Here is a 17,434-nt window from a genome sequence, read left to right on the forward strand (position 1 = left end):
TAAAATAAATTAATAACTAATATACAAGGCATATAGGAGTAAAAATGAATGTAACTAAAAACTTATTAGATGAATTTAAGTCAAAATTTGAATCAAAATCAAACAATAAAATGATTCAGAACTCAATCATCAAAAATGGTATTAAGAATACAGTTTTTGATCATCAAACATTTATCAAACACGATCACATTTTTAATATAGAAACAACATTAGGTGATATAACATCACAAAAAAATAGTGGAAGATGTTGAATTTTCGCTTCATTAAATATGGCTAGAGTTGAAGCTGCTAAAAACTTAAATGTAAGCAGCTTTGAGTTTTCACAAAACTACTTTGCTTTCTATGACAAAATTGAAAAAGCAAATACATTTTTAAATTATGCAATCCAAACAGCGAACTTACCATTAGAAAATAGAAAAGTTTATCACTTAATTAATAGAAATGTTGCTTCAGATGGTGGATACTGAGAATATTTTGCTAACTTACTTAAAAAATATGGTGCAATTCCAAAATCAATTATGCCTGAAACATTCCATTCAGGAAATACAACAGATATGAATGAACAAATTGATAAGCATCTTAAAAATGGAATGAAGAAAATTAGATTACTTGTTGCACAAGGCGCTGATGAAACACAAATTCAAGCAGTTAAAGAAGATGTTCTTTACAGAGTTTATGACATTGTTTCTAAATGTTTAGGAACACCAGTTACTGAGTTCACTTATGAATACAAAGATAAAGGTAATAAGTATCACAAAATTGAAAACATAACTCCAATAGAGTTTTTCGAAAAATATGTTGGAAAAGATTTTGATAAAAAAGTTAATCTAGTGCACGACCCCAGAAATCTTTATGACTATGGAACTAAATATGTTCTTAAATATCAAAAATCAGTTTATGAAGATCAAGATGTTGAAATGATTAACATCCCATTAGATGTGATTAAAAGTGCTGTAATTGCTTCATTAAAAGATAACTTACCAGTTTGATTCGCTTGTGATGTCGATCCTTTCAAAGATAATAAATCAGGAATTTTTGACCCCAAACTTTATGATTTTGATTCAGTTTTTGAACCAATTAGTGACTTTAATAAAGAAGATAGAATTATCTACTTTAACTCAATGTTAAATCACGCGATGGCTTTTGTAGGTGTTAAGACAGAAAACAGTAAACCAATTGCTTGAAAGGTTGAAAACAGTTGAGGTGATGATTCTGGTAAAAAAGGTGTTTACTCAATGTCTGATGAATGATTTGATGAATACAACTTCTCAGTTATTGTAGACCCTAAATATGTTCCAGAAGAATATCTTAAAGCTGATAAATCAGTTGTTCTTGAGTTATGAGAGCCATTTGCTTAATAGCAAAAAGTTGAATTTTTACATTAAAAACTAAAAAATTTCGATTTTTTGGTTTTTATATTACAATTTATATACTTATTTAAGTATATAAAGGAGAAATATGTCTAAAAGAGTTGTTATAGGTATGAGCGGTGGTGTTGATTCATCAGTTGCTGCTTATTTATTACAAAAGCAAGGTTACGAAGTAGTAGGATTATTTATGCGTAACTGAGACAGCGTTGTTAATAATGATTTTCTTGGAAACAATGATCTTAAACAAGATATGTGCCCACAGGAAAGAGATTATATGGATGCTCAATCAGTTGCAAATTCATTATGTATCAAACTTGAAAGAGTTGACTTTGTTAAAGAATATTGAGATAATGTTTTTGAAAACTTTATTGAAGAATTCAAAAAAGGAAGAACACCTAATCCTGACATTTTATGTAACAAGTACATAAAATTTAATGCTTTTGCTAAGTATGCATTTAATGAACTTAAAGCTGACTATATTGCTATGGGACATTATGCAAATGTAATTGATGGTCACTTGTACAGAGCAAAAGATGAAGATAAAGATCAAACTTACTTTTTAGCTCAATTAAGTCATGATCAACTTAAAAAAGTTATTATGCCACTTGCCACATTAACTAAACCTGAAATTAGACAAATTGCTTCTGAATTAGGTCTAATTACTGCAACTAAAAAAGATTCAACAGGAATTTGTTTCATTGGAGAAAGAAACTTTGGGCAATTCTTACAAAACTATATACCAGCACAAGATGGAGATATTGTAGATATTACAACAAATAAAGTTGTTGGAAGACATGTCGGATGTTTCTATTACACAATTGGACAAAGAAAAGGTTTAAATTTAGGTGGTATGAGTGAACCATATTATGTTTGTGGTCACGATGTGCAAAAAAATATTTTATATGTTGCGCCTAACTCAAAACCTGAATACTTAATTTCAAATAATCTAATCGCTTCAGGATTAACCTTAAATAACAAAGATTTTAATCCTAACAATTTAACTGCTAAATTTAGATATAGACAAAAAGATATTAAAGTGTCCGTTGAATTTTTAGGTGATGATAAAATCAGAGTATTCTATCCTGAGGGTTCACCAGCTGTTACACCAGGTCAACAAGTTGTTTTATACGATGGAGACAAATGTATTGGTGGAGCAACAATTGATGAAGTTTATGATGATGAAACTAAAAAATGATACATATAACAAAAAATCATATGAGTGTTAAATTAACTCATATGATTTTTCTTATCTTAATTTTCAATTAATTGGTTTTTATTAACTACATTTAATTTAGGCGCAACTAGAACTGGGGTTGACTTTGTGGAAAAATTGATCTTACTCAAGATGAACTAACACTTTCCAAGTTAGGGAATTAAGTGCAAAAATTGCTTCAAATCCATTTGCAAATGTATTTGAAGCAATACCCTTAATATTTTTTCCTTGAATTGAGTTTATTTAGTATGAGAGTTATTGAATGCAGTTGTGTAAATAAATTCAACGTCATCAGACAATGCAACATAAGGATTATCAGATTTAAGTTTAATTAAAACTTTCCCTAACATCGCTTTTGTCCTTTCTTAATCGTTTAAGATGTTATTGTAATATGATGTTCTTTGAAGTGCTGTAACACCTAGAGAAGTTAAGTTAGGCAAGTTTAAACTTGTTAAGTTTGATAATGATCCAAATGTTCCTTGATTTACTGATTTAACATTTTCTGCTGCTATACTTGTAATAATTTCATTAGCAGTTGCTGCTTCTGAAATTTTTATTGTCAAATGAAAATGCAGAGTTGTAGATTTGTGTAATTCATAGGTCTAAAGTCATTTCAGTTTTATTATTAATATTTTATTGCTTTTAAATAAACCATTTACAAAATAAAGCGGTTTATTCGAAGTTATTTGCAGATCAGTTGCTTGCTATTCATAGATATATAAGTATTCTCATTAAATTAAATTTGTTTTTTTAAAGTTCTCCGGAACTGTATTCGCAAATTCTGCTAACAATTGATGTCTAATCGCATTTTGTCCTAAATAAGTTACTTTTGGTAAAAATACATTTCTAATATCTTCTGTATTTAATTAATCTTCTCTAATTTTTTCAACATATGGAGAATAAACATATGAAACTTTTTTATCCTTAAATGCTTCATCCATAATTGCAGTGTAATTTTCATTTAAGAAAAAATAGCTATTTGTTTTTTTGAATTTCGTATTTAAGTTCTAAAACAGTATTGTTTTATTTCTTTAAAAAGAAATCAGTAAATTCACTAATGATTGAATTCAGCATTGTTGTAGTCTCATCTTTTTGAATAAACATAAAAGATACATTGTCAACTATTATGTTTTTTCAATCTTTATAACATTGTTATCAAGCATTTGGTCGATCATATATAAGTAAAATTGGTATTATCCTTATGTTTATTATTTATTTCTTTTAAGAAAGTTACGATTTTTTCTTTTTCTCAATTCCTAATGAATCAAACGTTTTAGGATTATTTATTACAGAATTTACTAATTGAGAAATATCAACAATTGTTTTTACCATTCCATAGGTTTCAATATTCAAGTTTCTTTCAGCTTGAATATCAGATTCCGGATTAGAATAATTCAAAAATAGAAAAATAAGAGAATTATTGCCTAATTCTTTTAAAGTTTTATCATTATGAATTAAAAGATTCATATAATTTTGTTATTGCAGCAATAAAGAATTGTTTAACTTACTCTTGATCCTTTAAATTTGTAAATAGATCATTTAAAGAATTTATATCCATTCTATTAAGTAAGATATATTTATCTCTAATAACTTTCATAACTGTCGGATACATGTTATCAAAATATGAGCTAGTCGATTTCAACATATAATAGGCTAAAGTAACCAAATTATCTAGTTCAAAATCGTCTAATTTTTTTATGTTGACACTATTTAGTTTTACGATTCAAGATTGATATTTTGAAGTGACATATTTTTTTATCTTTTCAATTAACTGAAATTAACAAAATTTTGTGCTAGTTATTTTGAATTCAAATATGCAATTAAAACTTTTAACTTAGTGTACAAGATGTTTTAGTAATAAAAATGAAAATAAGGATATTCATTAAAACAAATTGAAAATTTAAACTGTTTAAAAATCTTTTTAATATAATTTAGTAATATTTTTACTTTTATTTCAAAGAAATAAAAGAACATAAGAAAGGTAAGTATGAATTCAAAACAAATTAGAGAATCATGATTAAAGTTTTTCGAATCTAAAGGACACTTTGTTCTTCCTTCAAAAAGTTTAGTTCCTCAAAATGACCCATCATTACTTTGAATCAATAGTGGTGTTGCAACTTTGAAAGATTACTTTTCAGGTAAAAAAGAAGCTCCTGGAAAAAGATTAACTAACTCACAAAAAGCAATTAGAACAAATGACATCGAAAATGTTGGTATTACAGCTAGACATCATACATTCTTTGAAATGTTAGGAAACTTTTCAATTGGAGATTACTTTAAAAAAGAAGCTATTGATTTTGCTGTTGAGTTTCTATTAGATGTTCTAAAACTTGATAAAGACAGATTATATTTCACATACTACTATGAAGATTTAGAAACTAAAAATTACTGAATTGCTCATGGTTTTGATGAATCACACATGATACCAGGTGACAAAGATACTAACTTCTGAGAAGTTGGTTCAGGCCCTTGTGGTCCTAACACAGAAATTTTCTATGATCGTGGTGAGAAGTATGATTCAAGAGGAATCGAGTTACTTAAAGAAGACATTGAAAATGACAGATACATTGAAATCTGAAACATTGTGTTTTCAACATATAACTCAAATGGTGAAGGTGAATATACAGAATTAAAACAAAAAAATATTGATACTGGTGCTGGATTAGAAAGAATTGTTTCAATTATGCAAGATGCACCTACAAACTTTGATACTGACTTATTTTTACCTATTATTCATGAAATTGAGAAATTCACAAATTATAGATATGATACAAACAATTACTTTGTAAATGATAAAGATCAAACTTTAATAAACTCGTATTTTAAAGTTATTGCCGATCACATGAGAACAGTAACTAATGCTATTGCTGATGGAGCTAAACCATCTAATGTTGGTAGAGGTTACATTTTGAGAAGATTAATTAGACGTAGTGTTTACAAAGCTATGCAATTAAATATTCACGAACCTTTCTTATACAAACTTGTTGATGTGATTAAAGAAACATTACCTTTTGAATATGATCTAAATCCAATTAAAAAAGTTATTGAAGATGAAGAATTAACTTTTGCTAAAACTATTGAAAACGGAAAACAAATTCTATCTGACTTTATTGTTGAAGATTTAAAAGTTTTTCCAGGAGACATTGCATTCAAATTATTCGAAACATATGGTTTTCCTGTTGAATTAACTGCAGAAATTTTAGCTCAACAAAATATCCAAATCGATTATGAAGCTTTTGAAGCAGCAAAACAAAAACACGCTGAAATGAGTAAAGGGACAAAAGTTTCAGGAATGGATAAAGTAATCAACTCATTAACTTTAATCAAATCAAAAGTTGATGAATTTATTGGTTATGAATACACAAAATCAGTTTCAAACATTTTATACTTACTAGATACTGAAACAGAAATTGAGCAAACTAACGAAATTTCATATGTTGTGCTTGATAGAACGCCTTTTTATGCAACTAGTGGTGGACAAAAACACGATCGTGGTTACATGAAACAAGGTACAAATACAATTTTCATCTTAGATGTTTTCAAAGATAAATTTGGAAACCACATTCACAAAGTTGAAGGGAAAATTGTTAAAAACTTACCTGTAGAATGCTTTGTTGACGAAACAATTAGACTAGGTCTTGAAAGAAACCATTCTGGAACACATTTATTATTCAGTGCACTTAGAAGTGTTTTAGGAAATCAAATTAAACAATTAGGTTCAAATAACAATGAAGAACGTTTAACATTTGATTTACCAGCTGATACAAAACCTACAAAAGAACAAATTAAAGCAATCGAAAACTTAGTTCGTGAGTACATTAAGATGGATGCTGTAAGAGATTACTTGAATATGACTACAGACCAAGCTAAAGAAATGGGCGCAATTATGACTCTTGAAGAACAAGAATATATGAACCCATTAAATGTGAGAATTGTTAAATTTGACAATATTACAGCTGACTTATGTGGAGGCACTCACTTATCAAATACAGCTAAATTAGAAAATTTCAAAATTACAAACATTGATAAGAAAGCTGCTGGTGTATATAGAATTAGAGCTATTTCATCAAATGCTTTAGTTGATGAGTTTTTAGATGAAGAAATTGATAAATTAATTATTGAAGCAGAAAAATTAATTGACAAAAACACTAAGCTACAAGCTTCATACAACTTTAATTTAAATATTCCTACTGCAAAAGAAGTAGCAATCGACTACTTGGAAGAAACAATTGAAAAACTTAAAGAAGACAATAAGCAAATTCAAAAATATTTACAAAATTCATTTGAATTCGATTATGACTCAATTGAAGTTTTAACAATAAATGGAAACAAAATTTACGTAAATCAAACACTTGATAAATCAAACATTAAAACAGTAGCTTCTACATTAAGAGAAAAATACAACGACATTTTAGTCGTGCTTACATCAAATGATGAAACCAATCCAATGATTGTTGTAGCTTCAAAAGAATACAATTCAAATGCTATTGCACAACAATTATTTGCAAAACTTAATGGACGTGGTGGTGGAAACGCTATCTTATCTATGGGTAAAGTCGAAACTGCTAATAACTTAATTGCTGCATTAGAAGAGATTACATGAGAAAAATAGGTCTAGATTTAGGAACTAAAAGTTGTGGAATTGCAATCACTGATGAAAGTGAAATCATTGCATCAGGATTAGAAAACTTTAAATTCCAAGAATATAAATTCACTCAAGCTCTTGACAGAATTAGCTACTACATTAATGAAGTCTATAAAAACAAAATTGACGGAATAGTCCTTGGCTACCCACTTAAAATTAGTGGAGATAAGAGCGATAGAACTTTAATGGTTGAAGATTTCAAAAAGCAACTTGAAGAAAAATTTAACTTACCTGTTTTATTGATCAATGAACAATATTCAACTAAAAAAGCCCATGAGACTATGATTGAAGCCGGTTTAACTAGAAAAAAAAGAAAAGATCATAAAGACAAACTTGCGGCACAAATCATACTTAATGATTATTTAGATTACTATAAACATAAATGAGGTAAATAATGAGTGATACAACAAGAACGATTTTAATGATATCTGCAATAGTTGTGTTTGTTTTAGGTATTGCTATTTACATTGGGTTAAATATTTACTCCAGAAAGATTCGTAAAAAATATTTAGCAAAAGCGCAAGCTGAAGCACTTGTTCAAATTGAATCTTTACGTAGTGAACTTGGTGTATTACCTTTTGATATTAAAGACTTCCTAAAATCAAAAGCAAACGATTTAGACATTGAAGGTATTATTAATACAATTTATCAAAATCATTATCAAAATTGCTTAATTATTGATGAAAAAGATATGTTTCCAATAGTTGCAATTGATTCAAAAACAAAATCAAATATTTATTATTTAAACTCAAATTTAAATAAAGACTTATATGATAAAGTTAAAGAGCATTTTGGTAATGAAGCTGGTGAAGGAATAATAGAATATAAAAATCAAGAATTAGATTTTGTTGCGATTTTACGTACTGAGCAAGACATAAATGACTTATATGATAAGTATGTTCACAAGATGAAAAAAGGTATGTGTATTATTAATTTTGATAATGCAAAAAGATCTGAAATTAAAAGATTAATTTCATTACTTAGAATATCTTCAATCCCATATGAAGTATCATTTTTAAGTTCTAAATTTCTTTTTATAGTAAAAAGATAAAATCAGACTAAAATAAAATATAATTAAATTAACTTTTCTCAAAATAACATAAGGAGAATGATTATGAACAATGAAGAATTAAAAGGTGTTGTTTACCTATCGCAAGAAACTTATGATAGATATAAAAAAGAATACGAACATTTAGTTAATGTTGAAAGACCTGCTGTTCAAGCTGCTTTAAAAGAAGCTAGAGCACAAGGGGACTTATCAGAAAACGCTGAATATGATGCGGCTAGAGATAAACAAGGTGCTGTTGAAGGTAGAATTAGCGAATTAGAACAAATTTTAGATAATGCAAAAATTATTGAAGCTAAAGATGAGTCAACACAAAACACAGTTGGAATTGGTACAACAGTTCAATTTGTTAAAAAAGACACAAATCAAGTTAAAGAAGTTACAATTATGGGTACACACGATACAAACCCATTCGAAAATAAAATTTCAAACAAAAGTCCACTTGCAGTAGCAATGATGGGGCATGTTGCTGGTGATGTTGTTGAAGTTGATGCACAAACAAAATACATGATTGAAATTTTAAGCGTTAAATTCAGTAATTAAGCTGAATTTTTCTTTTCTTAATTATGGAACTACATAATTCACAAAATCATAATTCTTGTTCTAATAAAGAATTAATATGAATTACAAATTCAAATAGAGAACAACAAACTAGACATAAACTCAAACAAAATTTTTTCACAATAAAAAACATAGCTTATTTAGCTATGTATATGGCGATTATTGTAATTTTAACTTTTACACCTTACACAGGGTATATTACGATTGGTGTTATATCAATAACAACTGTTCCAATTGTTATTTTAATTGCTTCAATTCATTTAGGTATGATTGGAACTTTATGAAACACGCTGTTATTTGGTTTTTGATCTTGAATAGGTTCGATTGTTTTAGGTTATCCAATTTTCAATAACATCTTATATTCATTTGTACCAAGAATCGCTTTAGCTTTATTTTTAATAGGAGCATATTATTTATGCTTTAAAATAGGTAAATTTAATATATTCACAAGTACAATCTTTGCTTTCTTAATTTTTGCTGCCAATACATTATTTGTTTCGATTTTTATTTTTATCGGAATTCAATTCATAGGCATAAAAGAAGTATCATCACCATCGGTTTGATTAACATTAATTTGAGTAAATATGCTGGTCGAATGAGGTGTTTTAGTAATAATTTCAATAGCAATTTATCCATTTTTAAAATGAGTTTATACACAAAATGTGATTAATAAAACTAGTTTAGGATATTAGATAAATCTGAGAGCTCGACGAGCTCTCTTTTTACTTAACATTCAATAACTATTTATTTTTAATTATTTCACAGAATAGGTGATATTATTTAAATATTAAGAAATGGAATCAAAAATGATATTAATGATTATTTATTATCTATCCTGGCTGATAGATGGAAAAATGAGATTTATATGACATAAAGTGTTTGACATTATACGATTAATTGATTCAGGCACGAAAGTACATCCTGAAATTTTTGATTACTTAAAAGAAAAATTTCTTAAAAGATTGAAATTCGAACAGATATTATTAATCGTTTTTCTTGTAATCATCATAATATCGGCTATACACACAATTATATCGATAATTTTGGCATCCATTTATTTTGCTAAAATAAATACTATCACTAGTATCTGTTTCTACACAGGATTACCTGCTTCTATTATTTTACTATGTGAGGGTTCTTCACTTTTGAGTCTTTGAATATCAGGTAATCTAAAATCATATTTAGATGATTATATAAATTACTTAATACCAGAATATTCAAGTAAGAATGCAAGATTATCCAATGAAAATTTATATGATAATTTAATTCTAAATGGTCATTCCAAAGTTCATTTTTTAATAAATGAAAAGACAAAATTTAAAACAGTGTGGCCTTCAGTTAGAGTGAACATATCTTCAGTGTGATTTCCTTGAATGCATATTAAAATTAAATTTTTAAAGAAATCAAAAACTAAGAAAATGGATGTTTATTTAGTAATGTTATTATGTGGTGATGATATCTGAAAACTTAGTAATATCGAATTAAAACCTGAAATGTTTTATTATGAATATAAAAGAACAATTCTTAATGAAAATATAAAACCACCAAAACAAAAATTTGTATTGAGTCAAAATTATAAGACTAGAGAAATTGATATTTAAGTTTTTTTACTTCTATGTAAATAATTGAGTCAAAATTTTGACTCTTTTTTAAATTTATTTCTAATGAATGACTAATGTGAACTTCAAAATTATGATGAATGATTATTATTTAGTATTAATTTGTTTATATTTTTTCACATTTTGTGAAAAAATAAGAAGAAATATCACTATTTTGAATCATTTATTTTTCATAGTGATAACATTAAAACATAAAAAGAATATTTAATTAATTAAAGGAAAAATAACTATGGAATCAAAATTGTTTTCGCTTGGTTCTTCAGTAATTTCTTTGGCTTCAGGTGTTATGGATTTAGTTGAAACAGGTAAAGACTTAAACGCAAATTTAAAAAAACAAAATGCTTTATTAGATAGAATTGCTGGATTTTCAAATCAAATGTGAAAAATGGAAACAATTGAGTGAGTTGTAATTGATGAAACGAAATTAGATAAACCATATAATGAAGGTGGAAGAGGAGAAAAAAACCAATATTTCTTCAATTTGAAAACAAAGCAAACAAGGCACTTATCACACTTTTTAAATATAATATCTAAAAGAGAATTGGCTATGAATGGATTTATAAAAGTTAAATCAAAAACTCGCGGACAATATATTAAGAGAATTCCAAATAAAACTAAAGAGGATAATCTAGGTTAATTTATCAATTTATTTATTAATACTAGTAATTTATGATATTTGCATTATTATTATTCCTCACAAAACTTTTTCAACCAAGACTGAGACTTGCTGAATATAAGTTTTATGTTGTTATAAGGCTTGTGGATTCAGGTTTTAAATTAAGAGATGAATTATTTGATTACTTGACAATAATTTTTAAAAAGAGATTAAAATTCGAAGTAATCTATGAGAGAATCTTTTATATTTTAATGTCATTATCAGTTTTGTATTTGATTCCTGCGTGTATTGTCTTATTTGCTTTGAACAGGGTTTATGTAAATTTATCCGATTCATTATCTATGTTTTTAGTGTCGAATTGTGGTCTTAGTATTGGTTTCCTAGTAAGTAGTAGTATTTTTATGTTTGTATTTAAAAAATATGGAGTAATAAGAGAACGTTGAGAATATTTTCTGAGAGAAGTAGAGATATATCGTGATAAATCAAAATCATTACCTGAGGATAATTTTTATGATAATAGATTTAAAAATCCTGATCATGAAATGCAATTTCTATTAAATGAAAAAGTGAGACTAAAAACAGTATGATATTCTGTCAAATACAATATAAATGCATCTGTTTATCCATGAATGCACCTTAGATTAAGTTTCCTAAAGAAATCAAAAACAAGAAAAATGGATGTTTATTTAGCTCTGTTATTTTGTGATGATGGATTATGAAAATTAAGGAAAATAGAATTAAAACCTGAGATGTTCCATTATGAGTATAGGAGATCTGTGCTTGGGAAAAAAATTAAACTATCAAAACGAAAATTCACATTAGCAAATAACTACAAACAAGATTATGATTTTTAGTTTAATTTTTATATCTAAAAAACGTTAAAAATAAATGACGTAAAACTTTATTTTTAACTAAATATCCATACAATAATTATTTACCTGAAAATTGCTTTTTCGAAACACACATAGTGTTAAAAGTCAAAAAGACCTATTCAACTCATAAAAGTTAATAGGTCTTTTTTATTTTATAAATAAAAAAGTATAATTGAACTTATGAAAAGTTGAAAAGAATTATTAGACTTCAAAACATCAGAAATGCGTATTGCTGAGAAAGCTTTAAAGAAAATTAATCAGCTTGAAAGCATAGTTTCTAAATTTACAGATGAAGAACTTAAATCTAAAACAGAATACTTTAAAAAACTATTAGAAAAAGGTTATTCATTAGAAGGCATTCGTAATGATGCTTTTGCAGTAGCTAGAGAAGCAACAAAAAGAGTTTTAGGTAAAAGACCTTATGACGTTCAAATATTAGGTGGATTACTTTTAGATTTAGGTTCAGTAGCTGAAATGAAAACTGGTGAAGGTAAAACAATTACATCTATTGCTCCAGTTTACTTGAATGCTCTTTTAGGCAAAGGTGCAATTGTATCTACAGTTAACGAATACTTAACTGAACGTGATGCAACTGAAATGGGTGCTGTGTTTAATTTCTTAGGACTTACTGTTGGGATTAATAAAGCACAAATGAATGAGGATGATAAAAGAAAAGCTTATGCAGCTGATATTACTTATTCAGTTCACTCTGAACTTGGGTTTGATTACTTAAGAGATAATATGGTCTCAAATAAGAATAACAAAGTTCAAAGAGGACTTCAGTTCTGTTTAATCGATGAGGTTGACTCAATCTTAATCGATGAAGCTAAAACACCTCTTATCATTTCAGGTGGAGAAAAAGATGATACAGCAGCTTACTTTGCTGCTGACCAATTCGTTAGAACTCTTGGTTCTGAAGATTACATAATTGATGAAGAGTCAAAAGCTGTAGCACTAACACACTCAGGGATTGCTAAAGCTAATGAGTTTTACAAAACTGATGGACTTTATAAAATTGAAAACTCTGAAAATGTTCACTTGATCCAAAACGCATTAAGAGCACATAAAATTATGCGTATTGATGTTGAGTACATTGTCCGTGAAGGAAAAATCGAATTAGTTGATGCATTCACTGGTCGTATAATGGATGGACGTAGCTATTCAGAAGGGCTTCAACAAGCTATCCAAGCTAAAGAAATGGTTGAAGTTGAACCTGAAACAAAAACTTTAGCAACCATTACTTATCAAAACTTTTTCAGAATGTTCAAAAAGCTTTGTGGAATGACTGGTACAGGAAAAACTGAAGAGCAAGAATTCATTGATATCTACAATATGAGAGTTAATGTTGTTCCTACAAATAAACCAATTGCTCGTGTAGATGAACCTGATGCAATTTTTGCAACTTCTAAAGCAAAATGAAACGCAGTTGCTGAGAAAATTGAAGAACTTTACAAAAAAGGTCAACCAGTTTTAGTTGGTACTGCTCAAATTGAAGATTCAGAGGTTATTCATAGACTTTTAACACATAGAGCAATTCCTCATAGAGTTTTAAATGCTAAACAAAATGCATCTGAAGCTGAAATTATTTCGCATGCTGGTGAAGTTAAATCAGTTACTATTGCCACAAATATGGCTGGTCGTGGAACTGACATTAAGCCTACACCTGAAGCTTTAGAACTTGGTGGATTATACGTTTTAGGAACAGACAAAGCTGAATCAAGAAGAATTGATAACCAGTTAAGAGGACGTTCAGGGCGTCAAGGAGATGTCGGTACAAGTAAATTCTTTATTTCTATTGATGATCAATTAATGCAACGTTTTGCGAACTATGAAAGTTTTAGAGAAGCTTACTCAAAAGATGGTGACAAAGAAGTTACTAATAAACAACTTAGATTTGCTTTCAACCACGCTCAAAAGAAAATCGAAGGTTTCAACTATGACTCGCGTAAATCAGTTTTAAATTATGACGACGTTATTAGACAACAACGTGACTTGATTTATGCGCAACGTGATTTAATCTTATACAGCAGTGACATAGTGTTTATCGTTCAAAGAATGATAGCATCTGCTGCTAGATCGATTGTTAGAAGTGGTGAATATAGATTGCATAATAATGTTTATCATTATGAAGCTCTTGTAGACTTTTTAAATGAAAACATTGGTAAATTCATTAAATTCCACTTTGATATTAATGACATTTCAAAAGTTCACGAAACAGATTTACCAGAATATATTGCTAACATTATTCTTTCAATTTATCAAGATTGAGAAAAGAATGTGATAGAAAACACTTCAGAAGAAGAGTTAATAAAACACTTAAGAACACTTATTTTAGGGACATTAGATGAAAAATGACAAAATCATATTAACTTAATGGACAAATTACGTTCAAACGTTAACTTGGCTCAATATTCACAAAAGAACCCCTACCAAATTTATACAGAGGAAGGGACAAAAGCTTTCTATAAAATGATTGATGATATTGCTTATGGAGTGCTTTTGAAAGTCTTCTCAGACAGATTAGGAATGAAGTCATTATTCACAAAAGATATGAAAGCTGACCCAATATTCCAACAAATTCTTTCATCATTCAGAATTGATCCATACAAATCAATTGAAGAGCAAGAAAGAGTTGTTATTGAAACTTACGAGTTAATTAAGAAAAGAATGGAAGAGCTAGAGCAACAAAAGAAAGCTGAGCAAGAAAAATTAGCTCAAGCAACTAGTGAACCAATTGAAGTTCTGGTCGAAAATCAACTACAAAATCAAGAAGTAGTTAGATTAGATGAAAAACCAAAAAAAGTTAGAAAACAAAGTAATAAAACTAATAAAAATATTGCTATAAATCTTGATAATAAACTTTATAATTGTAGTAATATTGCTTATATTAAAGATAATGAACATAAAATTAGTCGTTCAGTAGCTCTTTCACCAAAAAGAAGACAACCACAAAAACCGAGACTAAATATCAATGTTTATGTAAACCATAAATAAAAATTGTTCAAAATCATAAATTTATTAAATCTAAATAGTTTGAAAATAAAAGGAGTTCCTTATGGCACAAGTAGAATTAGAAGTTAAATTAGATGGAAATTGTAAAGTATGTAAATCACCAAGAATTCAATGTGTTTGTTTCTCATGTCCTTGTTCAGGTGGAAAATACGACGTTGAACAAATGACAATTGTTGAAGAAGTTAAAAATGAAGAAGTATTAGTAGAAGAAACCGTAGTTGAAGAAGAACAACTAGTAGAAGAAAAAGAAACAGTTGTATATTCAGAAGTAAAAGAAGAATCTAAAGAAGAATACGTTTATGTTGAATCAGACTTAACACGTGAAGAAAATGTTATGGAACCTGTTGGTGGACATAGATGCGACGGACACTGCTTGGCAAATAGAAACGCTAATATGGTTAAAAGAGAAGCAGAAGTTGTTTACAGTTCATCAGCATTAGCTAAAGAAGAATGCGGATGTGAAGAAGAAAAACAAACATGCTGTGAAGGTGAATGTAACTGTGAACAAGTTGAAGAAAGAATAGAAAAAGCAGTTAGTGAAGCTACAGAACAAGTAGTTGAAGAAGTTATTGTTCAAAACTACTACACATTACAACCGGTTGCAAACAAATTCAGAGAATACAGCGAAGAAGTTATTGCAGAATTCAAAAAATAATTTATCTTTCACATAGCAAATTTGCTATGTGATTTTTATTTTTATGGTATTATTTTTAGGAGCCGACATCGAAGTGAAAACTTAGATGTGTACTGCCTTCAATTTGAAGGTTTTTTTATTCAAAATAATATAAAATATATAAATCGTTGATTTATATATTGTTAATTAAAACAAAGGAGCTAAATATGATTGAAGTTCAAAATTTAAGCAAGATTTTTAGTGATAAAAAATTATTTGAAAACGTAAACTTAAAATTCACAGAAGGTAACACTTATGGAATTATAGGTGCTAATGGTGCTGGTAAATCAACATTTTTAAAAATAGTTGCAGGTGATATTGAACCATCAGGTGGAAATATTGTTATCGAGAAAAACAAACGTATTTCTGTCTTAAGCCAGGATCATAATGCATATGATGATTACAATGTTACTGAAGTTGTAATTATGGGGAACACTGATTTATACAAAATCAAAGAAGAAAAAGATGCAATTTATATGAATCCTGATGCAACTGATAAAGATTATGAAAGAGCAGCTGATTTAGAAGAAAAATATGGTATGTTAGGTGGATGAACGGCAGAAAATGATGCGCAAGAACTTTTAAGTAACTTACATATACCTAAAGAAAAATGAGAAGCTCCAATGAGAGAACTTACAGCTAATCAAAAAATCAAGGTTCTTTTAGCTAAAGCATTATTTGGAAATCCTGATATTTTAATTATGGATGAACCAACAAACCACTTAGACCTTAGAAGTATTAGATGACTTGAAAACTTCTTGATTGACTACCCTAACATTGTTATTGTAGTTAGCCACGACAGTGACTTCTTAGATGCTATCTGTACACATATTGTTGACATTGATTACAATGAAGCAAAAATTTACACAGGTAATTATTCATTCTGAAAACAAAGTTCAGAGTTAGCTAGAGAAATGATGAAACAATCAAATCTTAAAAAAGAAGCACAAATCGAAAAACTTAAAGAATTCATCGCGCGTTTCAGTGCTAATGCATCTAAATCAAGACAAGCTACATCACGTAAGAAAGCTCTTGAAAAAATTTCACTTGATGAAATTAAACCTTCAAATAGAAAATATCCATTCGTTCGTTGAGAAATGAACCGTGATCACGGTAAACAAATTTTAAATGTTGAAGGTTTAACATACAAAAATGATAAAGGTGAAATTTTATTTGAAAACGTATCATTCTCACTGAAACCAGGTGAAAAAATGGTTGTTGTCGGAGAAGATGACATTCCTAAAACAAAATTATTAGAATGTTTACTTGGAATTAATAAACCAACTTCAGGAACAGTTGAATGAGGACAAACAATTACACCTTCATACTTCCCTAATGACAATAGTAAATACTTTGATACAGATGAAAATATTCTTGAATGAATTTCTAAGTGACCACTTGAAAATAAAGAAAAAGAAAACAGAGAAAATGATGATGCTAGAATGCGTGGGTTCTTAGGGCGTATGTTATTTAGCAATGATTCAGTATTCAAAAAAGTTAAAGTAACTAGTGGGGGAGAAAAAGCTAGATTAATGTTCTCAAGAATGATGCTTCTTGAATCTAACTTTATTATCTTAGATCAACCATTAGATCACTTAGATGCTGAAAGTATTGACTCAGTTATTGAAGGTGTTAAAAACTTCAAGGGTGGAGCAATTTTCACAACATATAACAGAGCATTTGTTAACCAATGTGCTGATGTTATTTTAGAACTTCAATCACCTACAAAGAGTTTCTTATTCAGAGGTTCTCTTGAAGAATATGAAGAAATTATGCAAGATAACTAA

At 28.3% G+C, this 17,434-nt stretch carries 15 protein-coding genes; 13 read left to right on the top strand and 2 right to left on the bottom strand.

The window, feature by feature from the left end:
• Positions 1 to 44 precede the first annotated feature (44 nt).
• Both U5U50_RS00635 and mnmA read left to right on the top strand, forming a co-directional pair.
• Positions 45 to 1,358 carry a C1 family peptidase gene (locus U5U50_RS00635; protein WP_324672945.1) on the top strand — a complete coding sequence of 438 codons (1,314 nt, stop codon included), beginning with the start codon at positions 45 to 47 and terminating at the stop codon, positions 1,356 to 1,358.
• A 100-nt stretch (positions 1,359 to 1,458) separates the two neighbouring features.
• Complete coding sequence (gene mnmA, locus U5U50_RS00640; RefSeq protein ID WP_324672947.1) at positions 1,459 to 2,574, top strand: tRNA 2-thiouridine(34) synthase MnmA; 1,116 nt, start codon at positions 1,459 to 1,461, stop codon at positions 2,572 to 2,574.
• Between the two features lie 374 nt (positions 2,575 to 2,948).
• Here mnmA and U5U50_RS00645 read toward each other — a convergent pair whose 3' ends face one another.
• Both U5U50_RS00645 and U5U50_RS00650 read right to left on the bottom strand, forming a co-directional pair.
• On the bottom strand, positions 2,949 to 3,146 hold the full coding sequence (locus U5U50_RS00645) for a hypothetical protein (protein WP_324672949.1): 198 nt from the start codon (positions 3,144 to 3,146) through the stop codon (positions 2,949 to 2,951).
• Positions 3,147 to 3,813: 667 nt separating this feature from the next.
• Positions 3,814 to 4,050 carry a hypothetical protein gene (locus tag U5U50_RS00650; RefSeq protein WP_324672951.1) on the bottom strand — a complete coding sequence of 79 codons (237 nt, stop codon included), beginning with the start codon at positions 4,048 to 4,050 and terminating at the stop codon, positions 3,814 to 3,816.
• A 520-nt stretch (positions 4,051 to 4,570) separates the two neighbouring features.
• Between U5U50_RS00650 and alaS the strand changes: the two genes are divergently transcribed.
• The 11 genes from alaS to U5U50_RS00705 all read left to right on the top strand — a co-directional run bounded on the left by alaS (position 4,571) and on the right by U5U50_RS00705 (position 17,434).
• Positions 4,571 to 7,195: an alanine--tRNA ligase gene (alaS, locus tag U5U50_RS00655; RefSeq protein WP_324672953.1), complete on the top strand. Its 2,625-nt coding sequence runs from the start codon at positions 4,571 to 4,573 to the stop codon at positions 7,193 to 7,195.
• The gene (ruvX, locus tag U5U50_RS00660) at positions 7,183 to 7,623 is read left to right on the top strand and encodes a Holliday junction resolvase RuvX (protein ID WP_324672955.1); all 441 of its coding nucleotides are present in this window, start codon (positions 7,183 to 7,185) and stop codon (positions 7,621 to 7,623) included. Before alaS ends, ruvX begins: the two co-directional genes overlap by 13 nt.
• Entirely contained in the window at positions 7,623 to 8,279 is a 657-nt protein-coding gene (locus U5U50_RS00665) for a BC85_0335 family putative methyltransferase (protein ID WP_324672957.1), read from the top strand. The genes ruvX and U5U50_RS00665 overlap by 1 nt, the downstream gene beginning before the upstream one ends.
• 63 nt (positions 8,280 to 8,342) lie before the next feature.
• On the top strand, positions 8,343 to 8,837 hold the full coding sequence (gene greA / locus U5U50_RS00670) for a transcription elongation factor GreA (RefSeq protein ID WP_324672959.1): 495 nt from the start codon (positions 8,343 to 8,345) through the stop codon (positions 8,835 to 8,837).
• A gap of 23 nt (positions 8,838 to 8,860) precedes the next feature.
• Positions 8,861 to 9,547 carry a hypothetical protein gene (locus U5U50_RS00675; RefSeq protein ID WP_324672961.1) on the top strand — a complete coding sequence of 229 codons (687 nt, stop codon included), beginning with the start codon at positions 8,861 to 8,863 and terminating at the stop codon, positions 9,545 to 9,547.
• 453 nt (positions 9,548 to 10,000) lie between these two features.
• Positions 10,001 to 10,456 carry a hypothetical protein gene (locus U5U50_RS00680; RefSeq protein ID WP_324672963.1) on the top strand — a complete coding sequence of 152 codons (456 nt, stop codon included), beginning with the start codon at positions 10,001 to 10,003 and terminating at the stop codon, positions 10,454 to 10,456.
• A 247-nt stretch (positions 10,457 to 10,703) separates the two neighbouring features.
• Positions 10,704 to 11,111: a hypothetical protein gene (locus U5U50_RS00685; RefSeq protein WP_324672965.1), complete on the top strand. Its 408-nt coding sequence runs from the start codon at positions 10,704 to 10,706 to the stop codon at positions 11,109 to 11,111.
• 32 nt (positions 11,112 to 11,143) lie between these two features.
• The gene (locus U5U50_RS00690; protein ID WP_324672967.1) at positions 11,144 to 11,944 is read left to right on the top strand and encodes a hypothetical protein; all 801 of its coding nucleotides are present in this window, start codon (positions 11,144 to 11,146) and stop codon (positions 11,942 to 11,944) included.
• A 198-nt stretch (positions 11,945 to 12,142) separates the two neighbouring features.
• The gene (gene secA / locus U5U50_RS00695) at positions 12,143 to 14,956 is read left to right on the top strand and encodes a preprotein translocase subunit SecA (protein ID WP_324672968.1); all 2,814 of its coding nucleotides are present in this window, start codon (positions 12,143 to 12,145) and stop codon (positions 14,954 to 14,956) included.
• 61 nt (positions 14,957 to 15,017) lie between these two features.
• On the top strand, positions 15,018 to 15,629 hold the full coding sequence (locus U5U50_RS00700) for a hypothetical protein (protein WP_324672970.1): 612 nt from the start codon (positions 15,018 to 15,020) through the stop codon (positions 15,627 to 15,629).
• Between the two features lie 185 nt (positions 15,630 to 15,814).
• Positions 15,815 to 17,434, top strand: coding sequence for an ABC-F family ATP-binding cassette domain-containing protein (locus U5U50_RS00705; RefSeq protein WP_324672972.1), 1,620 nt, complete (start codon positions 15,815 to 15,817; stop codon positions 17,432 to 17,434).

It is taken from the genome of Mycoplasma sp. 888 (genome assembly GCF_035609225.1).
GTDB lineage: Bacteria > Bacillota_I > Bacilli_A > Mycoplasmatales > Metamycoplasmataceae > Mycoplasmopsis.